The 19,937-nt window shown below is 67.8% G+C and carries 18 protein-coding genes and 1 pseudogene; 10 read left to right on the forward strand and 9 right to left on the reverse strand.

The window, feature by feature from the left end; translation table 11 throughout:
* Positions 1–71: 71 nt before the first annotated feature.
* Both A9310_RS19295 and A9310_RS19300 read right to left on the reverse strand, forming a co-directional pair.
* Positions 72–1,286, reverse strand: a complete 1,215-nt coding sequence (locus tag A9310_RS19295; RefSeq protein WP_065631997.1) for an acyl-CoA desaturase — start codon at positions 1,284–1,286, stop codon at positions 72–74.
* Between the two features lie 69 nt (positions 1,287–1,355).
* Positions 1,356–2,471, reverse strand: coding sequence for a ferredoxin reductase (locus A9310_RS19300; RefSeq protein WP_065631998.1), 1,116 nt, complete (start codon positions 2,469–2,471; stop codon positions 1,356–1,358).
* Between the two features lie 161 nt (positions 2,472–2,632).
* Between A9310_RS19300 and A9310_RS19305 the strand changes: the two genes are divergently transcribed.
* Positions 2,633–3,295, forward strand: a complete 663-nt coding sequence (locus A9310_RS19305) for a TetR family transcriptional regulator (protein ID WP_065631999.1) — start codon at positions 2,633–2,635, stop codon at positions 3,293–3,295.
* A gap of 34 nt (positions 3,296–3,329) precedes the next feature.
* Here the strand turns inward: A9310_RS19305 and A9310_RS19310 are convergent, their stop codons facing one another.
* Positions 3,330–3,824: an Lrp/AsnC family transcriptional regulator gene (locus tag A9310_RS19310; RefSeq protein WP_065632000.1), complete on the reverse strand. Its 495-nt coding sequence runs from the start codon at positions 3,822–3,824 to the stop codon at positions 3,330–3,332.
* A 92-nt stretch (positions 3,825–3,916) separates the two neighbouring features.
* Here A9310_RS19310 and A9310_RS19315 point away from each other — a divergent pair, with 92 nt between their 5' ends.
* From A9310_RS19315 to A9310_RS19330, 4 genes are all read left to right on the forward strand, one after another.
* The gene (locus A9310_RS19315) at positions 3,917–4,357 is read left to right on the forward strand and encodes a rhodanese-like domain-containing protein (protein ID WP_065632001.1); all 441 of its coding nucleotides are present in this window, start codon (positions 3,917–3,919) and stop codon (positions 4,355–4,357) included.
* Between the two features lie 199 nt (positions 4,358–4,556).
* Positions 4,557–5,735 carry an LLM class flavin-dependent oxidoreductase gene (locus A9310_RS19320; protein ID WP_065632015.1) on the forward strand — a complete coding sequence of 393 codons (1,179 nt, stop codon included), beginning with the start codon at positions 4,557–4,559 and terminating at the stop codon, positions 5,733–5,735.
* A gap of 67 nt (positions 5,736–5,802) precedes the next feature.
* A complete protein-coding gene (gene sfnG, locus A9310_RS19325; protein WP_065632002.1) occupies positions 5,803–6,930 on the forward strand; it encodes a dimethylsulfone monooxygenase SfnG in 1,128 nt (375 codons plus the stop codon).
* Positions 6,927–8,177 carry an SfnB family sulfur acquisition oxidoreductase gene (locus tag A9310_RS19330; RefSeq protein ID WP_065632003.1) on the forward strand — a complete coding sequence of 417 codons (1,251 nt, stop codon included), beginning with the start codon at positions 6,927–6,929 and terminating at the stop codon, positions 8,175–8,177. Before sfnG ends, A9310_RS19330 begins: the two co-directional genes overlap by 4 nt.
* Positions 8,178–8,201: 24 nt before the next feature.
* Here the strand turns inward: A9310_RS19330 and A9310_RS19335 are convergent, their stop codons facing one another.
* Positions 8,202–9,416 (reverse strand): TerD family protein, encoded by a 1,215-nt coding sequence (locus A9310_RS19335; RefSeq protein WP_065632004.1) that lies wholly within the window; start codon positions 9,414–9,416, stop codon positions 8,202–8,204.
* Between the two features lie 216 nt (positions 9,417–9,632).
* Between A9310_RS19335 and A9310_RS19340 the strand changes: the two genes are divergently transcribed.
* From A9310_RS19340 to A9310_RS19350, 3 genes are all read left to right on the forward strand, one after another.
* Positions 9,633–11,225 (forward strand): serine/threonine-protein kinase, encoded by a 1,593-nt coding sequence (locus A9310_RS19340; protein ID WP_065632016.1) that lies wholly within the window; start codon positions 9,633–9,635, stop codon positions 11,223–11,225.
* Positions 11,225–12,169, forward strand: a complete 945-nt coding sequence (locus A9310_RS19345; protein ID WP_065632005.1) for a hypothetical protein — start codon at positions 11,225–11,227, stop codon at positions 12,167–12,169. Before A9310_RS19340 ends, A9310_RS19345 begins: the two co-directional genes overlap by 1 nt.
* Before the next feature lie 162 nt (positions 12,170–12,331).
* Positions 12,332–13,177 carry a hypothetical protein gene (locus A9310_RS19350; protein ID WP_171011574.1) on the forward strand — a complete coding sequence of 282 codons (846 nt, stop codon included), beginning with the start codon at positions 12,332–12,334 and terminating at the stop codon, positions 13,175–13,177.
* A gap of 15 nt (positions 13,178–13,192) precedes the next feature.
* Here A9310_RS19350 and A9310_RS19355 read toward each other — a convergent pair whose 3' ends face one another.
* From A9310_RS19355 to A9310_RS19375, 5 genes are all read right to left on the reverse strand, one after another.
* Positions 13,193–14,530, reverse strand: coding sequence for a YibE/F family protein (locus A9310_RS19355; RefSeq protein ID WP_065632007.1), 1,338 nt, complete (start codon positions 14,528–14,530; stop codon positions 13,193–13,195).
* A gap of 83 nt (positions 14,531–14,613) precedes the next feature.
* Positions 14,614–15,552 (reverse strand): MetQ/NlpA family ABC transporter substrate-binding protein, encoded by a 939-nt coding sequence (locus tag A9310_RS19360; protein ID WP_065632008.1) that lies wholly within the window; start codon positions 15,550–15,552, stop codon positions 14,614–14,616.
* Positions 15,553–15,638: 86 nt separating this feature from the next.
* Positions 15,639–16,346, reverse strand: a complete 708-nt coding sequence (locus A9310_RS19365) for a methionine ABC transporter permease (RefSeq protein ID WP_065632009.1) — start codon at positions 16,344–16,346, stop codon at positions 15,639–15,641.
* On the reverse strand, positions 16,343–17,386 hold the full coding sequence (locus A9310_RS19370; RefSeq protein WP_065632010.1) for a methionine ABC transporter ATP-binding protein: 1,044 nt from the start codon (positions 17,384–17,386) through the stop codon (positions 16,343–16,345). Before A9310_RS19370 ends, A9310_RS19365 begins: the two co-directional genes overlap by 4 nt.
* Positions 17,383–18,837, reverse strand: coding sequence for an LLM class flavin-dependent oxidoreductase (locus tag A9310_RS19375; protein WP_217492973.1), 1,455 nt, complete (start codon positions 18,835–18,837; stop codon positions 17,383–17,385). Before A9310_RS19375 ends, A9310_RS19370 begins: the two co-directional genes overlap by 4 nt.
* Positions 18,838–18,906: 69 nt before the next feature.
* Here A9310_RS19375 and A9310_RS19380 point away from each other — a divergent pair, with 69 nt between their 5' ends.
* Positions 18,907–19,410 (forward strand): DinB family protein, encoded by a 504-nt coding sequence (locus A9310_RS19380; RefSeq protein ID WP_065632011.1) that lies wholly within the window; start codon positions 18,907–18,909, stop codon positions 19,408–19,410.
* A 320-nt stretch (positions 19,411–19,730) separates the two neighbouring features.
* Positions 19,731–19,937 (forward strand): annotated as a pseudogene (locus A9310_RS19385) (IS5/IS1182 family transposase); the annotation flags it as partial.

Consider the following 19,937-nt stretch of genomic DNA (forward strand, 5'->3'; position numbering starts at 1 on the left):
CAGTTGGTTGCGGCTGGAGCCTGATCGGTGTGCCCAGAGCCTACCCCCGGGGCACACCGATCAAACCGGCGTCAGGCGACCGAGGCGGGCTTCTCGCGCTCGACGATGACGGTGAGATCGTTGTCGTCGCGCGTCATCCAGTTGGGCAGCGACAGCTTCGCGATCTTCTTCCAGGTCGACGCGAGCTGGTGGCTCAGCGAGCCGGTGTTGTACGGCAGTCCGTAGCGTTCGCAGATCTCCTGGACCTCCGCGGACATCTCGGGGTAGCGACTGGCGGGGATGTCGGGGAAGAGGTGGTGCTCGATCTGGTGCGAGAGGTTGCCGCTCATCACATGGAACAACGGGCTGCCGGTGATGTTGGCCGAACCGAGCATCTGCCGCAGGTACCACTGGCCCCGCGTCTCGTTCTGGCACTCCTCGGACGTGAATGTCTGCGCACCGCTGGGGAAGTGGCCACAGAAGATGATCGAGTAGGTCCACACGTTGCGCACCAGGTTGGCGGTCGCGTTACCGATGAGGGTCGGGACGAATAGCGGGCCCGTGAGCGCGGGGAAGACGACGTAGTCCTTGAGGACCTGACGACCGGCCTTGCGCCACATGCCTTTCACCAGGCCCTTGATGTCACTCCACTTGCGCTTGCCGGCGATGACGTTCTCGGCTTCGAGGTCGTGCAGCATGACGCCCCACTCGAAGAGCAGCATGAGTGCGGTCGCGTAGCCGAGGTTGCCCAGGTAGTAGGGGTTCCACTTCTGGTCGCGGTCCATTCGCAGGATGCCGTAACCGATGTCGCGGTCCTCACCCAGGATGTTGGTGAAGGTGTGGTGCAGGTAGTTGTGGCTGTGCTTCCACTGATCGGCCGGACAGACGGTGTCCCACTCGAACTCGCGGGAGTTGTAGGTGTCCTCGCGCATCCAGTCGTACTGACCGTGCATGACGTTGTGGCCGATCTCCATGTTGTCGAGGATCTTCGACACCGAGAGGGCGCCTACCGCGGCGATCCACGCGGGCGGGAAGAACCCGAGGTACATGAGCGCGCGTCCGCCGATCTCGAAGCCGCGCTGGGCACGGATCACCGAGTAGAGGTAGTCGCGGTCCTTCTGACCCAGGTCGGCGACGATCCGGGCCCGCAGGGCGTCGAGGTCCCGCCCGAGCGCCTCGACCTGCTCGTAGGACATGACGACGGTGTTGGGATCGTCCGCGACCTTCTGGTCGGCGCCGACGCGGTGCAGCGCGGGCAGGTTGTCGTCGATGGTGGTCTCGATGTCACGGCTGATGTCGATGGTCATGGCATTGCCTCCTTCTCGGAGAGGAGATGTGGCTGGGAAGGGTGGATCTGGGGGATCAGCTCGTGGACATCAGATGTCGATGTCGACCGAGCCGACCGGCGCGCTGATGCACAGCTGGATCTGGGTGTCGGACTCGTCGTCGATCTCGCCGGTGAGGACGTTGCGGGTGCACCCCGACTTCTTCGTCGCGACGCAGGAGAAGCAGATCCCCATCCGGCACCCGGATTCGGGCGTGAGCCCGGCCGTTTCGGCCTGATCCAGGATCGGACGGCCGTCGTTGGTCGCCGACGTCCCCGACGAGGAGAACGTGACCTCGCCCTCGACGGAGTCGGGGTCGACGGCGGGGATGACCGGCGCGAAGGCCTCGCTGTGCAACGGCTGGCTGATGGCGAGTTCGGCATGGACCCGTGCGACCTCGTCCATGAGGGCGGCGGGGCCGCAGACGAACACGTCGGCGTCGGACAACCCCGGGATTCCCTCGAGGTGGTCGGCGCTGAAGTGTCCGTCGTCGCGCGTGTGGTACACGCGCAGGTCGAACCGGGGATGGCTGTCCGCGAGCTCACGCAGCTCGTCGCGGTAGGCGACGTCGGCCGGGGTGCGCGCATAGTGCACGAACGTGATCGGTCCCGCGTACCGTCGGGCGACGAGTGTTCGCGCCATTGAGAGTACAGGTGTAATCCCGCTGCCGCCGCTGACGAAGACCGCCGACGTCGGGTCGGTGTCGGGAAGCACGAACTCGCCGTCGGCGGCGGACAGCCCGACGACGTCCCCGGCGCGGGCGTGCTCACGAAGGTGGGTGGACACGAAACCGTCGTCGTGTGCGGTAATGGTCAGCTCGATCTCGCCGTCCGGGCCCGCGGCGGCGTTGGCCGGCGAGAAGCAGCGGGTGTGCCGAACGCCGTCGATGACGACCTTGAGCTGCACGAACTGGCCGGCCTCGTGGCCTCGCCACTGACGGGTCGGACGAATGGTGAGACGGACGGTGCGCGCCGTGGGACGCTCGACACGGGTGATCTCGCCGCGCAGATCGCGCCAGGTGATCATCGGATCGAGCAACTCGAGGTAGCGGTCGACCGGATGCGGCGACAGCGCTGCCTCCACGATCGAACCGACCAGACGGCTCCACCGGCCGGGCTCGGCGCCGGTGTCGGCGCGGGTCTGGTCCTGGGGTGTGCGGATGCTCATGGGCTGGGCTCCGTTCGGTCTGTTTCGGTGTACATGTGTACACCGGCAAGTGTGACACAGCGCGATGGTCGATCGTCAAGTGTTCGCTGATGTGACTGCCGTCACGACACCGCCTGTGCCTCTCCGCCGCGTCGGCTGACCCGACGCATAGACTCGGATGCGTGACACGCACGCGAGAGCCGAGCCGGCGCGATGCGCAGACCCGTGCGGACCGCAAGAACCAGACGCGACAGGCGTTGCTGGACACCACGCGGTCACTGGTCGGCGAGCGCAGTTTCGGCAGCATCAGCCTCCGTGAGGTCGCCCGTGGCGCCGGGATCGTGCCGACCGCCTTCTATCGCCACTTCGCATCGATGGAGGATCTCGGGGTCACCGTCGTCGAGGACTCGATGCGCGTCCTGCGACGGGCGCTGCGTGAGGGACGACGCGACCTGGCGGCGCGTGACGCCCTGCCCACCGCACAGAACTCGCTGGCCATCCTGCTGCGGCACGTCCGCGAGAACGAGTCGCAATTCCGGTTCCTGGTGCGCGAGCAGCGGGGCGGCATCGCCGAGATCCGTCGTGCGATCGACACCGAACTCCGGTTGTTCTCCAAGGAACTCGCGATCGATCTCGCCCGGATGCCGGACCTGGCACGGTGGCAATCAGACGACCTCGAACTGGCAGCGGAGCTGATCGTCATCATCATGCTCACCGCGGTGGCCGATCTGCTCGACGGTGAGTATCGCGGACGTTCCGCCGAGCAGGAGATCGTCGAGCGCACCGAGCGGCAACTCGTGATGGTCTTCCTCGGCATGGGTCAATGGCGTCCATCGACCGACTGAGCTGCGGGGATCGGACGCCCTGGTAGTCGCCGACCTACAGGTTGTCCGCGCTCTCGGTGAGTCCCGACCCGCCGGGCGGGAGTAGCGGGCGAGGTGGCAGCGGGGAGGAGTAGACCACATTGGTGGTGACGCTGCCGAGGGTTCCGACCATGCCGCTGACCCGTTCCAGGTGCTTCATGTCGGTGGCGACGACCTTCATGATGAAACAGTCGTCGCCGGTGACGTGATGCGCCTCGATGACTTCGGGTAGCCCTGCGAGCAGGGTGTGCAATGGCTCGTACCTGCTGCTGGGATACCGCAGCCGTAGGAAGGCCAGGATCGCGAACCCGAGCCGCTCGGGGTCGACGCTGGCGCTGTAACCGCTGATCACCCCGGATTCTTCGAGGCGGCGCACGCGCTCGGCTGTGGCGCTGTGACTCATCGTGATCTGCCGGGCCAGTTCTGCAATGCTCTGCCGTCCGTTCGCTTGAAGCGACGTCAGGATTGCCGTGTCGACCCTGTCGGGCTCGAAAGTGAGATTCTTCGCCATCGAGCAAGAATGCCATGAAAGTACCGGCGACTCCGACAAGGTGCCGGGAAGTCGACCTTCCGTTGGCGAACGGACGTGAATAGCGTCGAGGCATGCCAGATTCGCCGTCATCAGACCTCTTGATATCCCACTTCGCTCGCAAGCTCGGCTTCGAGACCGATGCGTCCGACGTGCACGCCGATCAGGAACGCGGTGTGAACTTCGTCTTGATCGACTCACGAGGTGAGGCGGCGTGGGCGCAGGGGCGCATCGTCGGAGCCGTGCACATGCCGACGTCACAGATCGCCGCACGCGCCGTCGACGAGATAGCAACGAGCACACCGGTTGTGACGTACTGCTGGGGGCCCGGATGCAATGGTTCGACGCGGGCCGCGCTGGAGTTCGCCAAGCTGGGTTACCGGGTCAAGGAGATGATCGGCGGTTACGAATACTGGGCGCGCGAGGGCTACCCCGTCGAGAATGATCACAGCCGGATCATCCGGTCCAAAGACCCGCTCACCGTGCCACTGGACTCGGTGGTCTGCGACTGCTGAAACAGTCGTACCCGCCGACGCCTAGCGGCCGGGCCCCGCGGTTGTCGATTTGCCCTCAGGGCGATTTCAACTGTGGTCCGCCGACGCGATGGTGCCGGACACTGGGCCGAGGCACCGCGCCGGCCCACTCGCCCCGAGGCGGGAGTCGAGGCGGTGTCGTGCTCGTCACGTGCCGACCCGACCGAAAGGTGCCCTCGCGGTGTCTCTGCATTTCCACTGGTTCCTGCCCACCTACGGCGACTCGCGCAATCTGATCGCGGGCGGCCACGGCAGCCAGATGACAGGGGACCGGCCGGCCGATCTGCGGTACCTCAAACAGCTCGTCGGCGCCGCCGAGGCCAACGGCTTCGAAGCCGTCCTGACCCCGGCAGGTCTCTGGTGCGAGGACGCCTGGCTGACCACCGCCGCTCTGATCGACGCCACCGAGAGCCTCAAATTCCTGGTCGCGTTCCGCCCCGGGCTCATCTCGCCGACGCTGGCCGCCCAGATGGCCGCCACGTTCCAGTGGCATTCGCAGGGCCGCCTGCTGGTCAACGTCGTCACCGGCGGCGAGTCGAGTGAACAGCGCGCCTTTGGCGACTTCCTGGCGAAGAACGCGCGGTACGAGCGTTGCGACGAGTACCTGGAGATCATCCGGCGGCTCTGGACCGAGAAAGAACCCGTCGACGTGGTGGGGAAGTACCTGCGCGTCGAGGGTGCGCAGCTCGGACGCCGCCCCGATCCGACGCCGGAGATCTTCTTCGGCGGATCGTCGCCGGCCGCCGGTGACGTCGCCGCCAAGCACGCCGACACCTACCTCACCTGGGGCGAACGTCCGGACGCGGTGGCCGAGAAGATCGCGTGGGTCAACGGCCTCGCGGCCGCGCAGGGCCGGGAACTCTCGCACGGCATCCGTTTTCACGTGATCGCCCGCGAGACGTCGGAGCAGGCCTGGGCCGAGGCGGCCCGTCTGCTCGGTGCGCTCGATCCGGCGCAGGTCGCGACCGCCCAGCAGAATCTGGCGCGCTCGGAGTCCGAGGGTCAGCGACGTATGTCCGAACTCCACGGTCGTGGAGCCGGTTTCGCCGACCACAACGATCCGCACTCGCTGGAGATCCACCCCGGCGTGTGGGCCGGGGTCGGACTCGTCCGTGGTGGTGCGGGTACGGCGCTGGTCGGCTCCTACGACGAAGTGGCCGCACTCATCGCCGAGTACGCCGCGCTCGGACTCGACCACTTCATCCTGTCGGGCTATCCGCATCTCGAAGAGGCGTACCACTTCGGAGACGGGGTCCGGCCCGCTCTCGCCCGGCTCGGACTGCTCGACCCGGCGTCGGCCGGCCCGTCCGTGGCCGTGCGCACCGCGTTCCTGCCGCGTCTGCAGGCCGCATCATCCTGATCGACAACACTTTTCACCTTCACCACGTCCCTTCTCGCCATGTAACCGACACCTCGCGGAGGTAGCCATGTCCACCGAGTCCATCGCGGACCAGATCAAGTTCGCCTACTGGGTGCCCAACGTCAGCGGTGGCCTGGTCACCAGCACCATCGAGCAACGCACCGGCTGGGACTACGACTACAACGTCAAACTCGCGCAGACCGCCGAGAACAACGGTTTCGAGTACGCGCTGTCGCAGGTGCGGTACGAGGCGAGCTACGGAGCCGAATACCAGCACGAATCCACCAGTTTCAGCCTCGCACTCCTGCTCGCCACGCAGCGGCTGAAGGTGATCGCGGCGGTGCACCCGGGGCTCTGGCATCCGGCCGTCCTGGCCAAGCTCGGCGCCACCGCCGACCATCTGTCCAAGGGTCGCTTCGCGATCAACGTCGTCAGCGGCTGGTTCAAGGACGAGTTCACCCACCTCGGCGAGCCGTGGCTCGAGCACGACGAGCGGTACCGGCGCAGCGGAGAGTTCCTCGAGGTGATCCGCAAGATCTGGACCGAGGACGAGGTCGACTACCGCGGCGACTTCTACCGCATCCACGACTTCACGCTGAAGCCCAAGCCGCTCAACACCGTCGAGCGTCCGAACCCCGAGCTGTTCCAGGGCGGGAACTCCTCGGCCGCCCGCAACAACGGCGGGCGGTACGCGGACTGGTACTTCTCCAACGGCAAGGACCTCGACGGCGTGACCGAGCAGCTCGACGACCTCCGCGCCGTCGCACGTGCCCACGAGCGCGAGGTGAAGTTCGGGCTCAACGGCTTCATCATCGCGCGGGACACCGAGAAAGAGGCCCGCGACACTCTGCGCGAGATCGTCGAGAAGGCGAATCGCCCTGCGGTGGAGGGCTTCCGGGACGCCGTCCAGCAGGCCGGGAACTCGACAGGCGACAAGAAGGGCATGTGGGCCGACTCGTCGTTCGAGGACCTCGTCCAGTACAACGACGGCTTCCGGACCCAGCTGATCGGCACCCCGGAGCAGGTGGCCGAACGCATCGTCGCCTACAAGCGTCTGGGCGTCGACCTGATCCTCGGCGGCTTCCTGCACTTCCAGGAGGAGATCGAGTACTTCGGTGAGAAGGTGCTGCCTCTGGTGCGCGAGATCGAGGGCGCCCAGAGCGACACCGCCCCGACGCCTGCGGGAGTGGCGTGACCGCAGTGAGCCAGGCGCGGGTCCGGTCCGCCGTGCGGATCGGGTCCGAGGCCGAGGCGCTGTCGATCGCGCGCGAATTGGCCGCCGAATTCGCGGTCGGGGCGGCCGAGCGCGACCGCGAACGTCGGTTGCCCCATGCCGAGATCGACCGTCTGTCGCAGTCGGGGCTGCTGGCACTCACCGTCCCGGCTCGGTTCGGCGGTCTCGACCTGCGTCCCAGTGCGCTCGCCGAGGTGGTGTCCATCCTGGCCGCCGCGGACGCGAGCATCGCGCAGATCCCGCACAGCCACTTCGTCTACCTCAACCTCGTCCGCCTGTCCGCGGGAGAAGTGTTGCAGGAGCGCATCTTCGCCGACGTCCTCGCGGGTGGACGGGTGGCCAACGCGCAGTCCGAGCGGGGCGGCAAGACCATCGCCGACATCTCGACACGGTTGAGTCCGGTGGCCGATCGAGCATCGACGCGTTTCGTCCTCGAGGGTGAGAAGTTCTATTGCACCGGTTCGTTGTTCGCGGACACCCTCGCCGTCCTCGCGCGGCTGGACGTCGCCGTCGGCGACCTCGCACCCGGGGAGTACGTGGCTTTCGTCCCGGCCGATGCCGACGGTGTGAAGATCGTCGACGACTGGGATGCGGTGGGACAGCGCACGACCGGCTCGGGGACCGTCCGGTTCAGCGGGGTCGGCCTGGGTTTCGCGGATCTGGTGGCGCGCGCACCGGCAACATCTGCGCCCACCGGTTACGGCGCCTTCGCCCAGCTGCTCCATGTGGCGATCGACGTCGGTATCGCCCGCGGTGCGCTGCGCGCGGCGTCGGAGTTCGTGCGTACGAAGTCGCGACCGTGGTTCGAGGCGAATGTCGAACGAGCAGTGGATGATCCGCTGTTGGTGCAGCGCTTCGGCGAGTTGGAGGTCGAGGTCGCGACCGCCGAGGCGACCCTCGCCGCGGCCGGTCGAAGAGTCGACGCGGCGGTGGGAGGTACCCCGGAATCGCCCTCGCGCGAGTTGGTCGCGGAGGCCTCGATCGCAGTCGCGACGGCGAAGGTGGTGGCCGACCGGGTGGCCCCCTCGGTGGCGTCGGCCCTGTTCGAGGTGAGCGGGACCCGCAGTGCCGCCGGTGGCGGGGGGCTGGATCGCTTCTGGCGCGACGCCCGGACGCACACGCTGCACGACCCCGTGCGATGGAAGTACCAGCACATCGGGCGCTGGGTTCTGCGCGGCGAGGAGCCGCCCCTGCACGGCGTGATCTGACCGCGGGGGCGTCCGGCGTCGGCGTCAGAGGTAGCGGCCGACGAGCGGCACGGCCTTCTTCGGGGTCTTCGCGTTGAAACCGTCGCCGATCGCACGCAGTTTCCACTCGCCGCCGTCGCGGGAGATGACCGCCATCGCGACCGCGGTGAACGGCATCCCGCCCTTGAGGGTGTAACGGGCCAGCTCGGCGGAGGTCGTCTCGTCGACGAGCCGGCAGTAGGCGTTCTCGATCTTCTCGAACGTGTGGCCCCGGTACGACGTGACAATGAACATCAACGCGTCGATCTGGGGTGGGACCGACTGCAGCGCAACGCGGATGACCTCGTCGTCGCCCTCGCCTTCACCGGTGAGGTTGTCGCCGGAGTGCAGGATCGAACGGTTCTTGCTGTTGAGGTGACCGTAGTAGACGGTCTCGACGCACTTCCCGCCCGAGAACATGAGCACCGAGGCGTCGAGGTCGATCGAGCCCCCGCGCCCGAATCCGCCGCGCACCGGATCCCACCCGAGTCCCATCTGGATGTCGGTGAGTGCCACGCCACCCTCCTTGCGGAGGGTGACCTTCTGGCCTTTCGCCAAGCTCACCGGGGCGCCCTTGCGCAGACTGACTTCCGCGGGCTGCGCGGGTGCCGGGGGCGCGGGAGTGGGCGGCGCCGCCGCCGGGGGCGCGGGTGCCGGGGGAGTCGGCGCCGACGGCCGCGAGTAGCTGATCGGCGTGGGCGGGGCGGGCGTCGGTTGCGGCTCGTCGTCGACGCTCACCCCGTGGTCGCGGACCAGGTCGGCGAAACCGCCCGCGTATCCCTGACCGACGGCACGTACCTTCCACTCGCCGTTGCGCCGGTACACCTCGAGGGCGATGACCACCGACTCGCTGGTGAGGCCGGTGACGGTGAAGTCGTACAGCGCCCGGCCCGCTTCGTCGGTGACGTGAGCGACCGGCGGTGCGAAACGGCCGAAGGTCGACGACGCGTCGTCGAGCGTGATGACCGCGCGGACCGCGTCGATGTCTGCAGGTACTCGAGCGGTCGAGATGTGCAGTCGCGCAGAACCTGCGGCGGCCTGTTCCAGCCGGACGCCGGGCCCGGTCGGCTGGTTGTAGAAGACGAAGTCGTCGTCGGTACGCACCACCCCCCGGTCGGTGACCAGCAGGGCCGACAGGTCGGCGGCGGTCGCGAGGTCCACCGTGACGATGACATCGGGGGTCGGCAACGGGCCGTTCTGGCCTTTGGTCAGAGCAGACATCTCCGGGCGTTTCCTCACATCAGTCGGGCCGCATCCGTATCGGCGCCGGGAGCGGAGCGAGCGGGCCGAGTCCGTGCCGTCCGGGTGGACGGCGTCACCAGGCACAGCGTAGTCACGCAACGGCGCGGGCTCGGGGCCCGACGCGACACCCGTACTCCGAAGGTGCAATCGAGTGGTCGACAGACGATGTCCGATTGCCGACATATGCTCCTGCGTATGGCTGGGAGTCGGGTCAACACACAGTTCGGGCCGTACCGCCTCGACGAACTACTGGGCCGCGGTGGGATGGGCGAGGTCTACCGCGCATACGACACGACCAAGGACCGGGTCGTCGCGCTGAAGCTGCTCAACCCCGGGCTGGCACACGATCCGATGTACCAGGAGCGGTTTCGCCGGGAATCGCACGCCGCGGCCCGCCTCGGCGAACCGCACGTCATCCCGATCCACGACTGGGGCGAGATCGACGGCGTGCTGTTCATCGACATGCGCCTGGTCGTCGGAGAAGATCTACGCGCGCTCCTGACGCAGGAGACGCGGCTTCCGCCCGAACGCGCGGTGTCGATCATCGAACAGGTGGCCGCGGCGCTCGACGCCGCACACGCCGAGGGGCTCGTGCACCGCGACATCAAACCGGAGAACATCCTGGTCGGGGCGAACGACTTCGCGTATCTCGTCGATTTCGGCATCGCGCATGCCGCCGAGGACACCCACCTCACCCAGACCGGGACGGCCGTGGGATCGATCGCCTACATGGCTCCGGAGTTGTTCGACGCCGCCCAGGTCAGCGCGGCCAGCGACATCTACGCCCTGGCCTGTGTGCTTTTCGAGTGCCTGACCGGGCGGGTGCCGCATCCGGCGAAGACGGTGAGTGCGGCGATCAAGGCGGCCGTACTGTCACCGGCCCCGTCGCCGAGTGCGGTCAACGCAGACGTACCGCCGGCGATGGACGAGGTGATCCGCACGGCCCTCGCCGCCGATCCCGCGGCCCGCCATGACTCCGCGGTCGCGCTCGCACGCGCGGCTCGAAGCGCGCTCGCCGGGGGCGTGGAGGGGGTCCGGCCGGGGCCGGATCTCGTCAAGGCGTCGCCACCGCCTCCGGAAGCACCCACCGGTGTCGTCCGCGCTCCGGACACGGTCATCGCGCCCACCGACCCCGGGTACGAACCGACCCTGGTGCGGCACACGACGGGCCCCGAGGGCGGAGCCGGGACCACGCAGTTCTCGGGGCCGCAGCAGTTCTCGGGGCCGCAGCAGCTCTCGGGGGCCCAGCACTTCTCGGGGGCGCACAACTACGCAGGACCGCAACCCGGTCCGCCGATGTACGGGCCGCCGGGGTATCCGCCCGCCTATCCGCCGCCGCAGCGGCGCTCGGTCGCGATACCGATGCTGATCGGGTTGATCGCGGTGGCACTCGTCGGGCTCGCCGTCCTCGGCGGCGTCCTGATCGCCGGCTCGGGTGACGATGCCGAGACCCGGGCCGACGAGGAGCCGACGACGCCGACCGTGACCGAGACGGTGGCGCCCCCGCCGACCGTCCAGAACGTTCCGCCGGCGCCGCCGGCCCCGGCTGCGCCGCCGCCCGGTTCGAGTCCGTGCGATGCGACGGTCGGGATCGGTACATCGGTGACCAGCTGCCCGTTCGCGTTCGCGGTGCGCGATGCGTATGTGGGAGCGGGTGCGGCACGGTCGCCGCGTGTCGTGGTCGCGGTCAGCCCGGTCACCGGGCAGGCCTATGCGATGAACTGCGTTCCCGAAGGCGGGATCGTCGCGTGCCGGGGAGGCAATGACGCCGTGGTGCACATCTACTGATGGACACCACCCGACGGCCGTTGTGGCTTAAGCGGACTCGGCGGAACCGCTGCATCGTCGTGCTCGGCGCGCTCGCGCTCCTCGCCGGTTGCTCGACCGAATCCGACCCGAAACCCGTTGTGCCGGTCACCGTCACCGTGACCGCCGACCCATCGGCGTCAACACCCGCCGCACGCGCTACAGACATCCCGACGTCGTCGGCGGCCGTCCCCTCCGGGTCGTATGGAGGCCTCGCGGCGAGTTTCCGCAGGGTTGCCGCGTCGACCGGACTGACGGTCGGCATCGCGATCGCACCGGTCGGTGGGTCGGCCGTCCCCGGGCTCACCCTCGGCGATGCCACACCCCGGGTGGCGTGGTCGACGATCAAGGTCCCGCTCGCGGTCGCCGCAGAACGGGCGAACGGCCCGGGCCCGGCGGCGCGGGCGGCGATCGTCGACTCCGACAACGCCGCCGCGGAGAGCCTCTGGTCCTCGCTGGGCGGCGGACAGGCGGCAGCCGACGCCGTCACCGCGGTGCTGCGGGACGGCGGTGACACCACGACGGTGGTCCCGGCGACGCAGCGTCGTGCCGGTTTCACCGTGTTCGGGCAGACGGTGTGGTCGCTGCCGGGGGCCGCGACGTTCACCGCCGGCTTGCCCTGCATCTCGGGTTCGCGACAGGTCGTCGCCCTCATGGGTCAGGTGGGCGGCAATCAGCAGTGGGGAATCGAGATCATGCCGGCGCCCCGCGCAACCGCGGTGAAGGGTGGTTGGGGTCCAGGAGTGTCCGAGGGATACCTCGTCCGTCAGATCGGAATCCTCACCTTCCGCGACGGCCAACGTGCGGCGGTGGCGATGAGCGCGGTCGGGGGCTCGATGTCGGGGGGTATCGCCGCGCTGAATTCGGTGGCGAACTGGCTCGACACCAACCTCGCCCGTCTTCCGCGCGGACGCTGTTCCGCCTGACCGGTCCTCGAAGCGGTGTGACCCCGGTCCCAGCAAGGTTCCGATTGGGTATACAGCCTGGTCCCTGGTGCGTAACCGCCCTAGTCTCAAGTGTCTGAAGTGACTCAGGAGACAGAAGTGAAAGTTGTGACCAGGATCGGCGTGGTGTTCTGCGCGGTGGCGATGTCGATGGTGATCGGCGCGGGCTCGGCGACGGCGATACCGCTCCCCGTGCTGCCGCCGCTGCCGGAGCCCTTCGCCACGTGGTTCAAGCCCCCGGAACCGCTCGACAAGAAGCTCGCGAAGAGCTATGCCGCACTGACGAAGTCGATGCGGAAGTCCCTGCCCGGCCAGCTCGGGATCGCGATCGTGCCCGTCGGCGGGGACGAGGTCATCTCCCTCGGGTCGCTCAAATCGGGACGTGCATGGTCGACGATGAAGGTCCCGGTGTCGCTCGCCGCGCAGCGCGAGCGCGGTCCAGCGGTCGCCGCGATGGAGGACAAGGCGATCACGTTCTCCGACAACGATGCAGCCGGCGAATTGTGGGGGGTGCTCGGCGGCGGGCACGCGTCCGTCGACGCTGTCAGTGCGGTCCTCCGTGAGGGCCACGACGTCCGGACGCACGTGTCCTCCGAGGTCGACAATCCGCCGTCGTACCCCGGTCACACCGCCTGGGCGCTACGCGACCAGGCGATCTTCGGCGCTCACCTGCCGTGTCTGCCCGACAGCGAACACCTCATCCGGCTGATGAGCGCCGTCGCCCCGAATCAGCAGTGGGGTATCGCGAAGGTGGGGCGCAGTCAGGGAGCGGTGACCGCGGTCAAGGGTGGCTGGGGTCCGGCGACGTCGAAGTCGTCGGCGCATCTGGTGCGGCAACTGGGCATCATCACCACGACCAGCGGCCAGGTCGCGGTGTCGATGGCGGCGATCCCGCGGAGTGGATCGTTCACCGACGGGACCAAGATGCTGACCCGGCTCGGCAATTGGCTCGGAAAGAACCTGGCCGACCTCCCCAAGGGTCGATGCTGATCGCGGGCCGTGACCTCAGGCCGCGGCGTGCGCGGCCGGTGTACGTCCCGCGCCCGCCGGGGTCGTGAGCGCGGCGGCGATCGCCGTCGTGAGCGGAACCGACAGGGCGATCGCGATTCCGCCGACGAACGAGCGGGCCAACTCCACTGCCACGACGTCGGTGGTGAGCAGTCCGCCCAACGGCTGCTGGGCCACCGAGAACAGCAGCATCAGCGGCAGCGCACTGCCCGCGTAGGCGAAGACGAGGGTGTACACCGTGCTCGCGATGTGGTCGCGGCCCACGCGCATCGCGGCGCGGAAGGTCGCGAGCCGTGACGGTTCGCCGGCCGCGGCCAGTTCGAAGGCCGCCGAGGCCTGTGTGATCGTGACGTCGTTCAGAACACCGAGGGTGCCGATGATGAACCCGGCGAGCAGGAGACCGCTGACCGAGATATTGCCCTGATACACCTGCAGATTGGTGGTCTGATCGCCCGAGAGCCCCGTGAGGTTCATGGTCCGGATGGCGAGCCAGCTCAGGAATCCCGCGAGCAGCAGGGAGGTCAGCGTCCCGAGCAGAGCCGAACTGGTCCGGAGACTGACACCGTGCGCGAGGTAGAGGACCACGAACAGGATCACCGCCGACGACACGACCGCCACCGCGACAGGGGACGACCCGTCGAGGATGGCCGGCAGCGTGAACACGGTGAGTATCCCGAAGGCGATCGCCAGCCCGATGATCGAGCGGAACCCGCGCCACGCCGCCACCAGCACGATCGCGGCGATGAACAGCACGGCCCAGAAGATGATCGCCGGTCCGCGCTGGAAGTCGAAGAAGCTGTACCGGCTGCTGCCGTCGGGGCCGGGAACGGTCGCGAGCCGGATGCCGTCACCGACGTTCAACGTCGGCTGGCCGGCCTGGGGGTCGTCGAGCGTGCCGGCGGCGGGCGCCACGGTGTCGGGCCCGGACCCGGCCTGCGCCCGGTTGGTCGGGATCTCCAGGACGGTGTACTGGCCGGCCACGTCGCCGGAGGTGAACCGGACCGCGTTGAGGATGCACGGCCCACCCGGCACCGGATTCACCGGGATGTCCGCGGTCTCGAGCACTGATCCCGCCACCGAGTTGAGGCAATTCGCATGGAACTGGTCCACGATCTCGCCGTCGACCGTGGTGATCGGCCCGCCGTCGGCGGACCGGAACTGGGTGGGGATCGGGTGTTCGGAATCCGACGGCCACAGGACGACCATGCCGACCGCGACCGCGACCGCGGTCACCGCGAGCGTGCCGATGACGAACCACCGGGCGATCGGCGACAACGTGTGGCTGATGTCGGACAGCGAGTGCGCATGACCGTGCCCGTGATGTGTGCGGCTCACGCGGTGAGCCTATGCGCACCGCACCCGGGTCGCGATGGGCGACCCGGGTGCGGTGATGGGGTGTGCACCAGTGCCGACGCTGGTCACAGGGGCAGCAGGATGCCCTTGACCCGCGGATCGGTCCGCAGGAATTCCTGCACGGCAGGGTCTTTGAACGCGGCGACCAGGTTCTTGATGTTCTCGGTGTCCTTCCACTGCGTTCCGATGGTCAGCTGCCCGGCGAACTCGTCGGGAGCGGGCGGAGCGTAGATCTGCTTGGCGATGTCGATGTTCGCGGCGAGGTAGTACTCGGTGTAGCCCACGGTGGCGTCGAGGTCGGCGAGCGAGCGCGACTGGGCGGCGAAGTCGAGCAGGACGAACTGCAGGTTCCGCGGATTCGTGGCGATGTCCTTCTGGGTCGCCTTCCACTTGTCCACGCCTGGTTTCAGCGTGATGAGTCCGGCGCGTTCGAGCAGCCAGAGTCCCTGGGCCTCGTTCGCGGGATCGGAGTAGAGGGAGACGCGGGCGTTCTGCGGCAGGTCGGCGACGTCGCGGTACTTGTCCGACCAGATGCCGAATCCCCAGCGGAACACCGGCGTCGCGGCTTCCTCCTGGAAGTCCGGGTTCGCCTCGAGGACCTGCGACAGCCACAGCTTGTGCTGATAGACGGTGCCCGCGACCTCCCCGTCGCTGACCGCACGGTTCAGCGTCGTGGAGTCGGACAGGCCCTTGAATGCGACCTTGATGTCATACCGGGGTGCGACCTCGTCGGCGATGAACTCGACCAGTGCCTGCTCGGAGGCGTTGCCCTCGGCGGTGACGACGGTCAGTGTCGCACCGGCGGTCTCGTTGGGCGACGTCGAGTCGGACCCGAGGAAGCGCCAGCCGACGACGGCGGCGATCACGGCGACCACGACCAGCGCGCCGACGATCAGCGGCCAGCGGCGACGTGTCGAGATCTCGATTCCGGAACCGCCCGGCGGAGAGGGAGTCTCGCCGGATTTCGATGAGGTGCCGGTGGTGGAACCGGTGTCCTGTGTCATGGGGTGCCTTTCGGGTGTGGCTGGGTGATGCGGTGACGGGCGCTCCGCCGCTCAGGGAGCAGAGCCGGCCGGCGGTTTTGTGGTTCTTAGTGGTTGACCCGGCGGGACGTGACCGGGTTGAGGCTGCGGGCGAGGGCGTCGCCGGCGACCTGGATCACGGCCACCGTCACGATGAGCACGATGATGGTGGCGACCATGACTCCCTGATCGAATCGCTGGTAGCCGTAGGTGACCGCCACGTATCCGAGTCCGCCGGCGCCGATGGTGCCGGCGATCGTGGAGTACTCGATCATCGCGATGGTGTTGATCGTCAGTCCGCCGACGATGCTCGGCAGCGCCTCGGGAACCTGTGCCTTCCAGATGATCTGGGCGTTCGATCCGCCGGACGCACGTGCCACGTCGATCGTCGAGGCCGGGACCGACCGCAGCGAGTTCTCGACGATGCGTGTGAAGAAGGCGATGCCGGCGATCGACATCGGGACCACCGCCGCGGCGATGCCGATGTTCGTGCCCGTGACCAGGCGGGTGAACGGGATGATCGCCGTCATCAGCACCAGGAAGGGCAACGACCGACCGATGCTGATCACCCACGACAGGGGCGTGTGCAACGAGCGTCGTGCGAAAAGCCCGCCGGGAGCGAGGTTGTGGATGAGTGCGCCCAGCGGGACTCCCACCACCAGGACGACGACCATCACGATGCTCACCATCAGGACCGTGTCGATGGCCGCCGGGATGAGCAGGTCGGGGATCTCGTCGAGCGGCACCGTGATGTTCGCCGAATACGTGGTGCTCACGCGGCCACCTCGGAGCCGGTGTCGGTCTCGACGGCGGAATCGCCCGCGGTCGCGGTGGCGTCGAGAAGTCTTCCGGCCAGGCCGAGTTCGCCCGCGGCGCCGATGAATGCCGACGCGTGTCCGGTCGGCACCGACACGGTGAGATCGCCGAAGACGGTGCCGTCGATGGTCTGCACGGTGGCGCCCAGCACCGAGATCGAGATGTCGAGTCGCCTGCCCAGCTGGGTCAACCAGTCCGCGGGGACCGTCGCGGAGTGGTAGACCACCGAGATCGGGGTTTCGGCAGAGGCCGGTTGCGCACTCGGCCCGCGCGGCCGGAGTGCCCGTCCCAGAACCGAATCCGTTTCCAGGACCACCTGTTCCAGCCGACCGTGCTCGACGATGCGGCCGCGGTCGAGACGGCCGACCGTGTCGGCGACCCGCACGACCGTGTCCATCTCGTGGGTGATGAACACCACCGCGAGATCCAGTTCGTCCCGAACGTCGGTGAGGAGCCGTAAGAAGGTGTCCGTGGCCGCGGGATCCAGACCCGAGGTGGCTTCGTCGGACAGCAGGACGGAAGGTTTGAGTGCGAGGGCCCGAGCGATGCCGACGCGCTGCCGCTGACCGCCGGACAGCTGATGCGGATACAGGTCCGCCTTGTCGGCAAGGCCGACCAGGTCGAGAAGTTCGCCGACACGTGCCGTGGTCGATCGTTTTGTCGCACCCAGATATTCGAGGGGTAAAGCGACATTCTGCGCGGCGGTTCGCCGGGACAGCAGACTCGCCGACTGGAACACGGTGCCGATCCGGCGCCGGGCGTCGCGAAGGCCCGACGTGCCCAGTGCGGTGAGATCCTCCCCGTTGACGACGACCCTGCCCGACGTCGGACGTTCCAGCAGATTCAGACACCGGGCCAACGTGCTCTTGCCGGCGCCGGACGGGCCGACGACGGCGAAGATCTCACCGGCGTCGACAGTGAAGTCGACCTCGTCGAGCACCGTCGTCGGGTCGGGCGAACCGACACCGAACACCTTCGTCAACCCCACCACCTCGATCACCGGAGGCCCCCGTTCGCGCTGGTGAGCTGAGCGGCTTCCCTGATCGAATCGTCGATGGTCGAGTTGCTCCCACCGACCCGGTACGTGGACCCGCGATGATTCTCCGGCAGTTGATCGCCACGCCCGAAGAGCTTGTGGCGCAGGGTTCCCGGGACGTAGTCCCGGTCGTAGAGTCCGCGCCGCTCGAGGGCGGGCACCACGTGGGTGATGATGTCCTCGAACGATCCGGGGGTCACCGCGTAGGCGACGTTGAAGCCGTCGACGTCGGTCTCGGTCACCCAGTCCTGCAGGGCTTCTGCCACCTCGTCGCCGGAGCCGATCAGGACCGGACCCATTCCGCCGATGCCGCCCCACGCCGCGATGTCCCGCACGCGCCATTCCTCGCCGGTGTCGCTCGCCTGCTGGAAAGCGGCGACCGCGGACTGGATCGCGTTGCTGTGCACGTTGCCGATCGGTTCGTCGATCTCGTAACTCGCGAGGTCGATCCCCATCCAGCCCGACATGAAGACCAGCGCACCCTCGGTGCTGGCGTAGGACTGGTACTCCGCGGCTTTCGCGCGGGCTGCCTCCGGAGTCGAGTCGGTGATGATCGTCAGCAGCGTGTAGATCTTCGCGTCGTACGGGTCGCGTCCGGCCAGGATCAGCTCGTCGCGCACCTTGCTCACCACATCACGCAGGATGGCCTTGGTCGGCGCGGCCACGAAGATGGCCTCGGCGTTCTCCGCGGCGAAACGTCGGCCGCGAGGCGAGGCCCCGGCCTGGTAGATGACCGGTGAACCCTGCGGCGACGGCTCGGCGAGGTGAATGCCGGGCACGGTGAAGTGCTTTCCGCGGTGCCCGATGTGATGGACCCGGGCCGGGTCGGCGAAGATGCCCGCCTCGCGATCGCGGAGGACCGCGTCGCGTTCCCACGAACCCTCCCAGAGCTTGTACAGCACGGTGAGGTACTCATCGGCCTGGTTGTAGCGTTCGTCGTGCTCGAGTTGATCGTCGGCGCCCATGTTGCGGGCTGCCGCAGGCAGGTATCCCGTCACCACGTTCCAGCCGATCCGGCCACGGGTGAGGTGGTCCAGCGTCGACAGACGCCGTGCGAAGGGGTAGGGATGCTCGAAACCCGTACCGGTGGTGACCCCGAAGCCGAGGTGTTCGGTGGCGTGCGCCATCGCCGAGACGAGCAACAGCGGGTCGTTCACGGGGATCTGCGCACCCTGGCGGATGGCGGCTTCGTCGTTGCCGACGTACACGTCGTAGGTGCCCAGGACGTCGGCGATGAACAGACCGTCGAATCCGCCGGTCTCCAGCAAGCGGGCGAGGTCGACCCAGTAGTCGATGGTGTTGTAGTCCCACGACCGGTCGTCGGGGTGGCGCCACAGACCCGGTGACTGGTGCGCAACGCAATTCATGTCGAAGGCGTTGAATCGGATCTTACGTGGGGCATTCGGTTCTGACACCGGAGGAATGATGCTGACGGATCGTCGGAGTGGCCATCGTTGTGCCCACCGCGAACCTAAACTTGTGCCATGCGATCCACAGATGTGTTGCTCGACGGTCTCGGTCGAGTCGTCGAGAACGTTCACGCCGTCCTGGACGACATCTCCACCGAGGAATTGAACCGGGCTCCCGCGCCCGGTGCGAACACGATCGCCTGGCTCGTGTGGCATCTGACGCGCGTGCAGGACTCGCACGTCGCCGACGTCGCCGGAACCGACGAGGTGTGGGTGACCGGGGGATGGGTCGAACGGTTCGGTCTGCCGTTTCCGCCCGGGGAGAGCGGGTACGGGCAGTCTGCCGACGAGGCCGCGCGGGTGATCGTCGACGACCCGGACCTGTTGCGTGGCTACTACGACGCCACGCACGCGGTCAGCGTCGACTACATTGGCGCGCTGTCGGATTCAGATCTCGACCGCGTCGTCGACGAGAACTGGGACCCGCCGGTCACGTTGGGCGTACGATTGCTCAGCGTGATCGACGACGACACCCAGCACATCGGTCAGGCGGCATACGTCCGGGGCCTGTTGTCCTGATCCCGTCGCTGTCGCTCTGCGTTCTGAGTAATTGCGGCCTGGCGGCCGTCGTGGACCACGAAACAACCGTGGTGCGCGGTGCGACCCCAACCACTGCTCCCTGAGGAGGCCGGAGCTTGCGGAGGCCGTCACGAAGGGTCCTGGCGAGGTGTGTCGCCAAACCCTTCGTGGCTCGTCGCTATCGCTCCTCGCACCTCAGGGAGCAGGGGCTGGGACCTGCGGTTATGCGGTTCTTTCGGACTAGGAGACTGCTGAAATAGTCGGCGTCGTTTCGGTGTGGGGTGAGCGGGTTTGCCTGGTGGGCTGGGATCCTGGTGGGTATGCAGGGTGAGCCGGATCGTCAGGGTGAGTTTCTGGATGTGAACTCGGTCGTCGGGCATTTGCTGGCCGAGGGCAGTGTGTTCGCGTTTTTGGCTGCTCATCGCGAGCAGTTGTTCCCTGCGGAGATGTTCGCGGACCTGTTTCCCAGCGGCCGGGGCCGTCCGTCGATCCCGCCGGCCACGATGGCGTCGGTGATCGTGCTGCAA

Source organism: Gordonia sp. UCD-TK1 (genome assembly GCF_001691435.1).
GTDB lineage: Bacteria > Actinomycetota > Actinomycetes > Mycobacteriales > Mycobacteriaceae > Gordonia > Gordonia hongkongensis.

Coding starts and splice junctions, on each gene's coding strand:
- A9310_RS19295 (WP_065631997.1), bottom strand. CDS start 1,286: ATGACCATCGACATCAGCCGTGACATCGAGACCACCATCGACGACAAC.
- A9310_RS19300 (WP_065631998.1), bottom strand. CDS start 2,471: ATGAGCATCCGCACACCCCAGGACCAGACCCGCGCCGACACCGGCGCC.
- A9310_RS19310 (WP_065632000.1), bottom strand. CDS start 3,824: ATGGCGAAGAATCTCACTTTCGAGCCCGACAGGGTCGACACGGCAATC.
- A9310_RS19315 (WP_065632001.1), top strand. CDS start 3,917: ATGCCAGATTCGCCGTCATCAGACCTCTTGATATCCCACTTCGCTCGC.
- sfnG (WP_065632002.1), top strand. CDS start 5,803: ATGTCCACCGAGTCCATCGCGGACCAGATCAAGTTCGCCTACTGGGTG.
- A9310_RS19335 (WP_065632004.1), bottom strand. CDS start 9,416: ATGTCTGCTCTGACCAAAGGCCAGAACGGCCCGTTGCCGACCCCCGAT.
- A9310_RS19340 (WP_065632016.1), top strand. CDS start 9,633: ATGGCTGGGAGTCGGGTCAACACACAGTTCGGGCCGTACCGCCTCGAC.
- A9310_RS19345 (WP_065632005.1), top strand. CDS start 11,225: ATGGACACCACCCGACGGCCGTTGTGGCTTAAGCGGACTCGGCGGAAC.
- A9310_RS19350 (WP_171011574.1), top strand. CDS start 12,332: ATGTCGATGGTGATCGGCGCGGGCTCGGCGACGGCGATACCGCTCCCC.
- A9310_RS19360 (WP_065632008.1), bottom strand. CDS start 15,552: ATGACACAGGACACCGGTTCCACCACCGGCACCTCATCGAAATCCGGC.
- A9310_RS19380 (WP_065632011.1), top strand. CDS start 18,907: ATGCGATCCACAGATGTGTTGCTCGACGGTCTCGGTCGAGTCGTCGAG.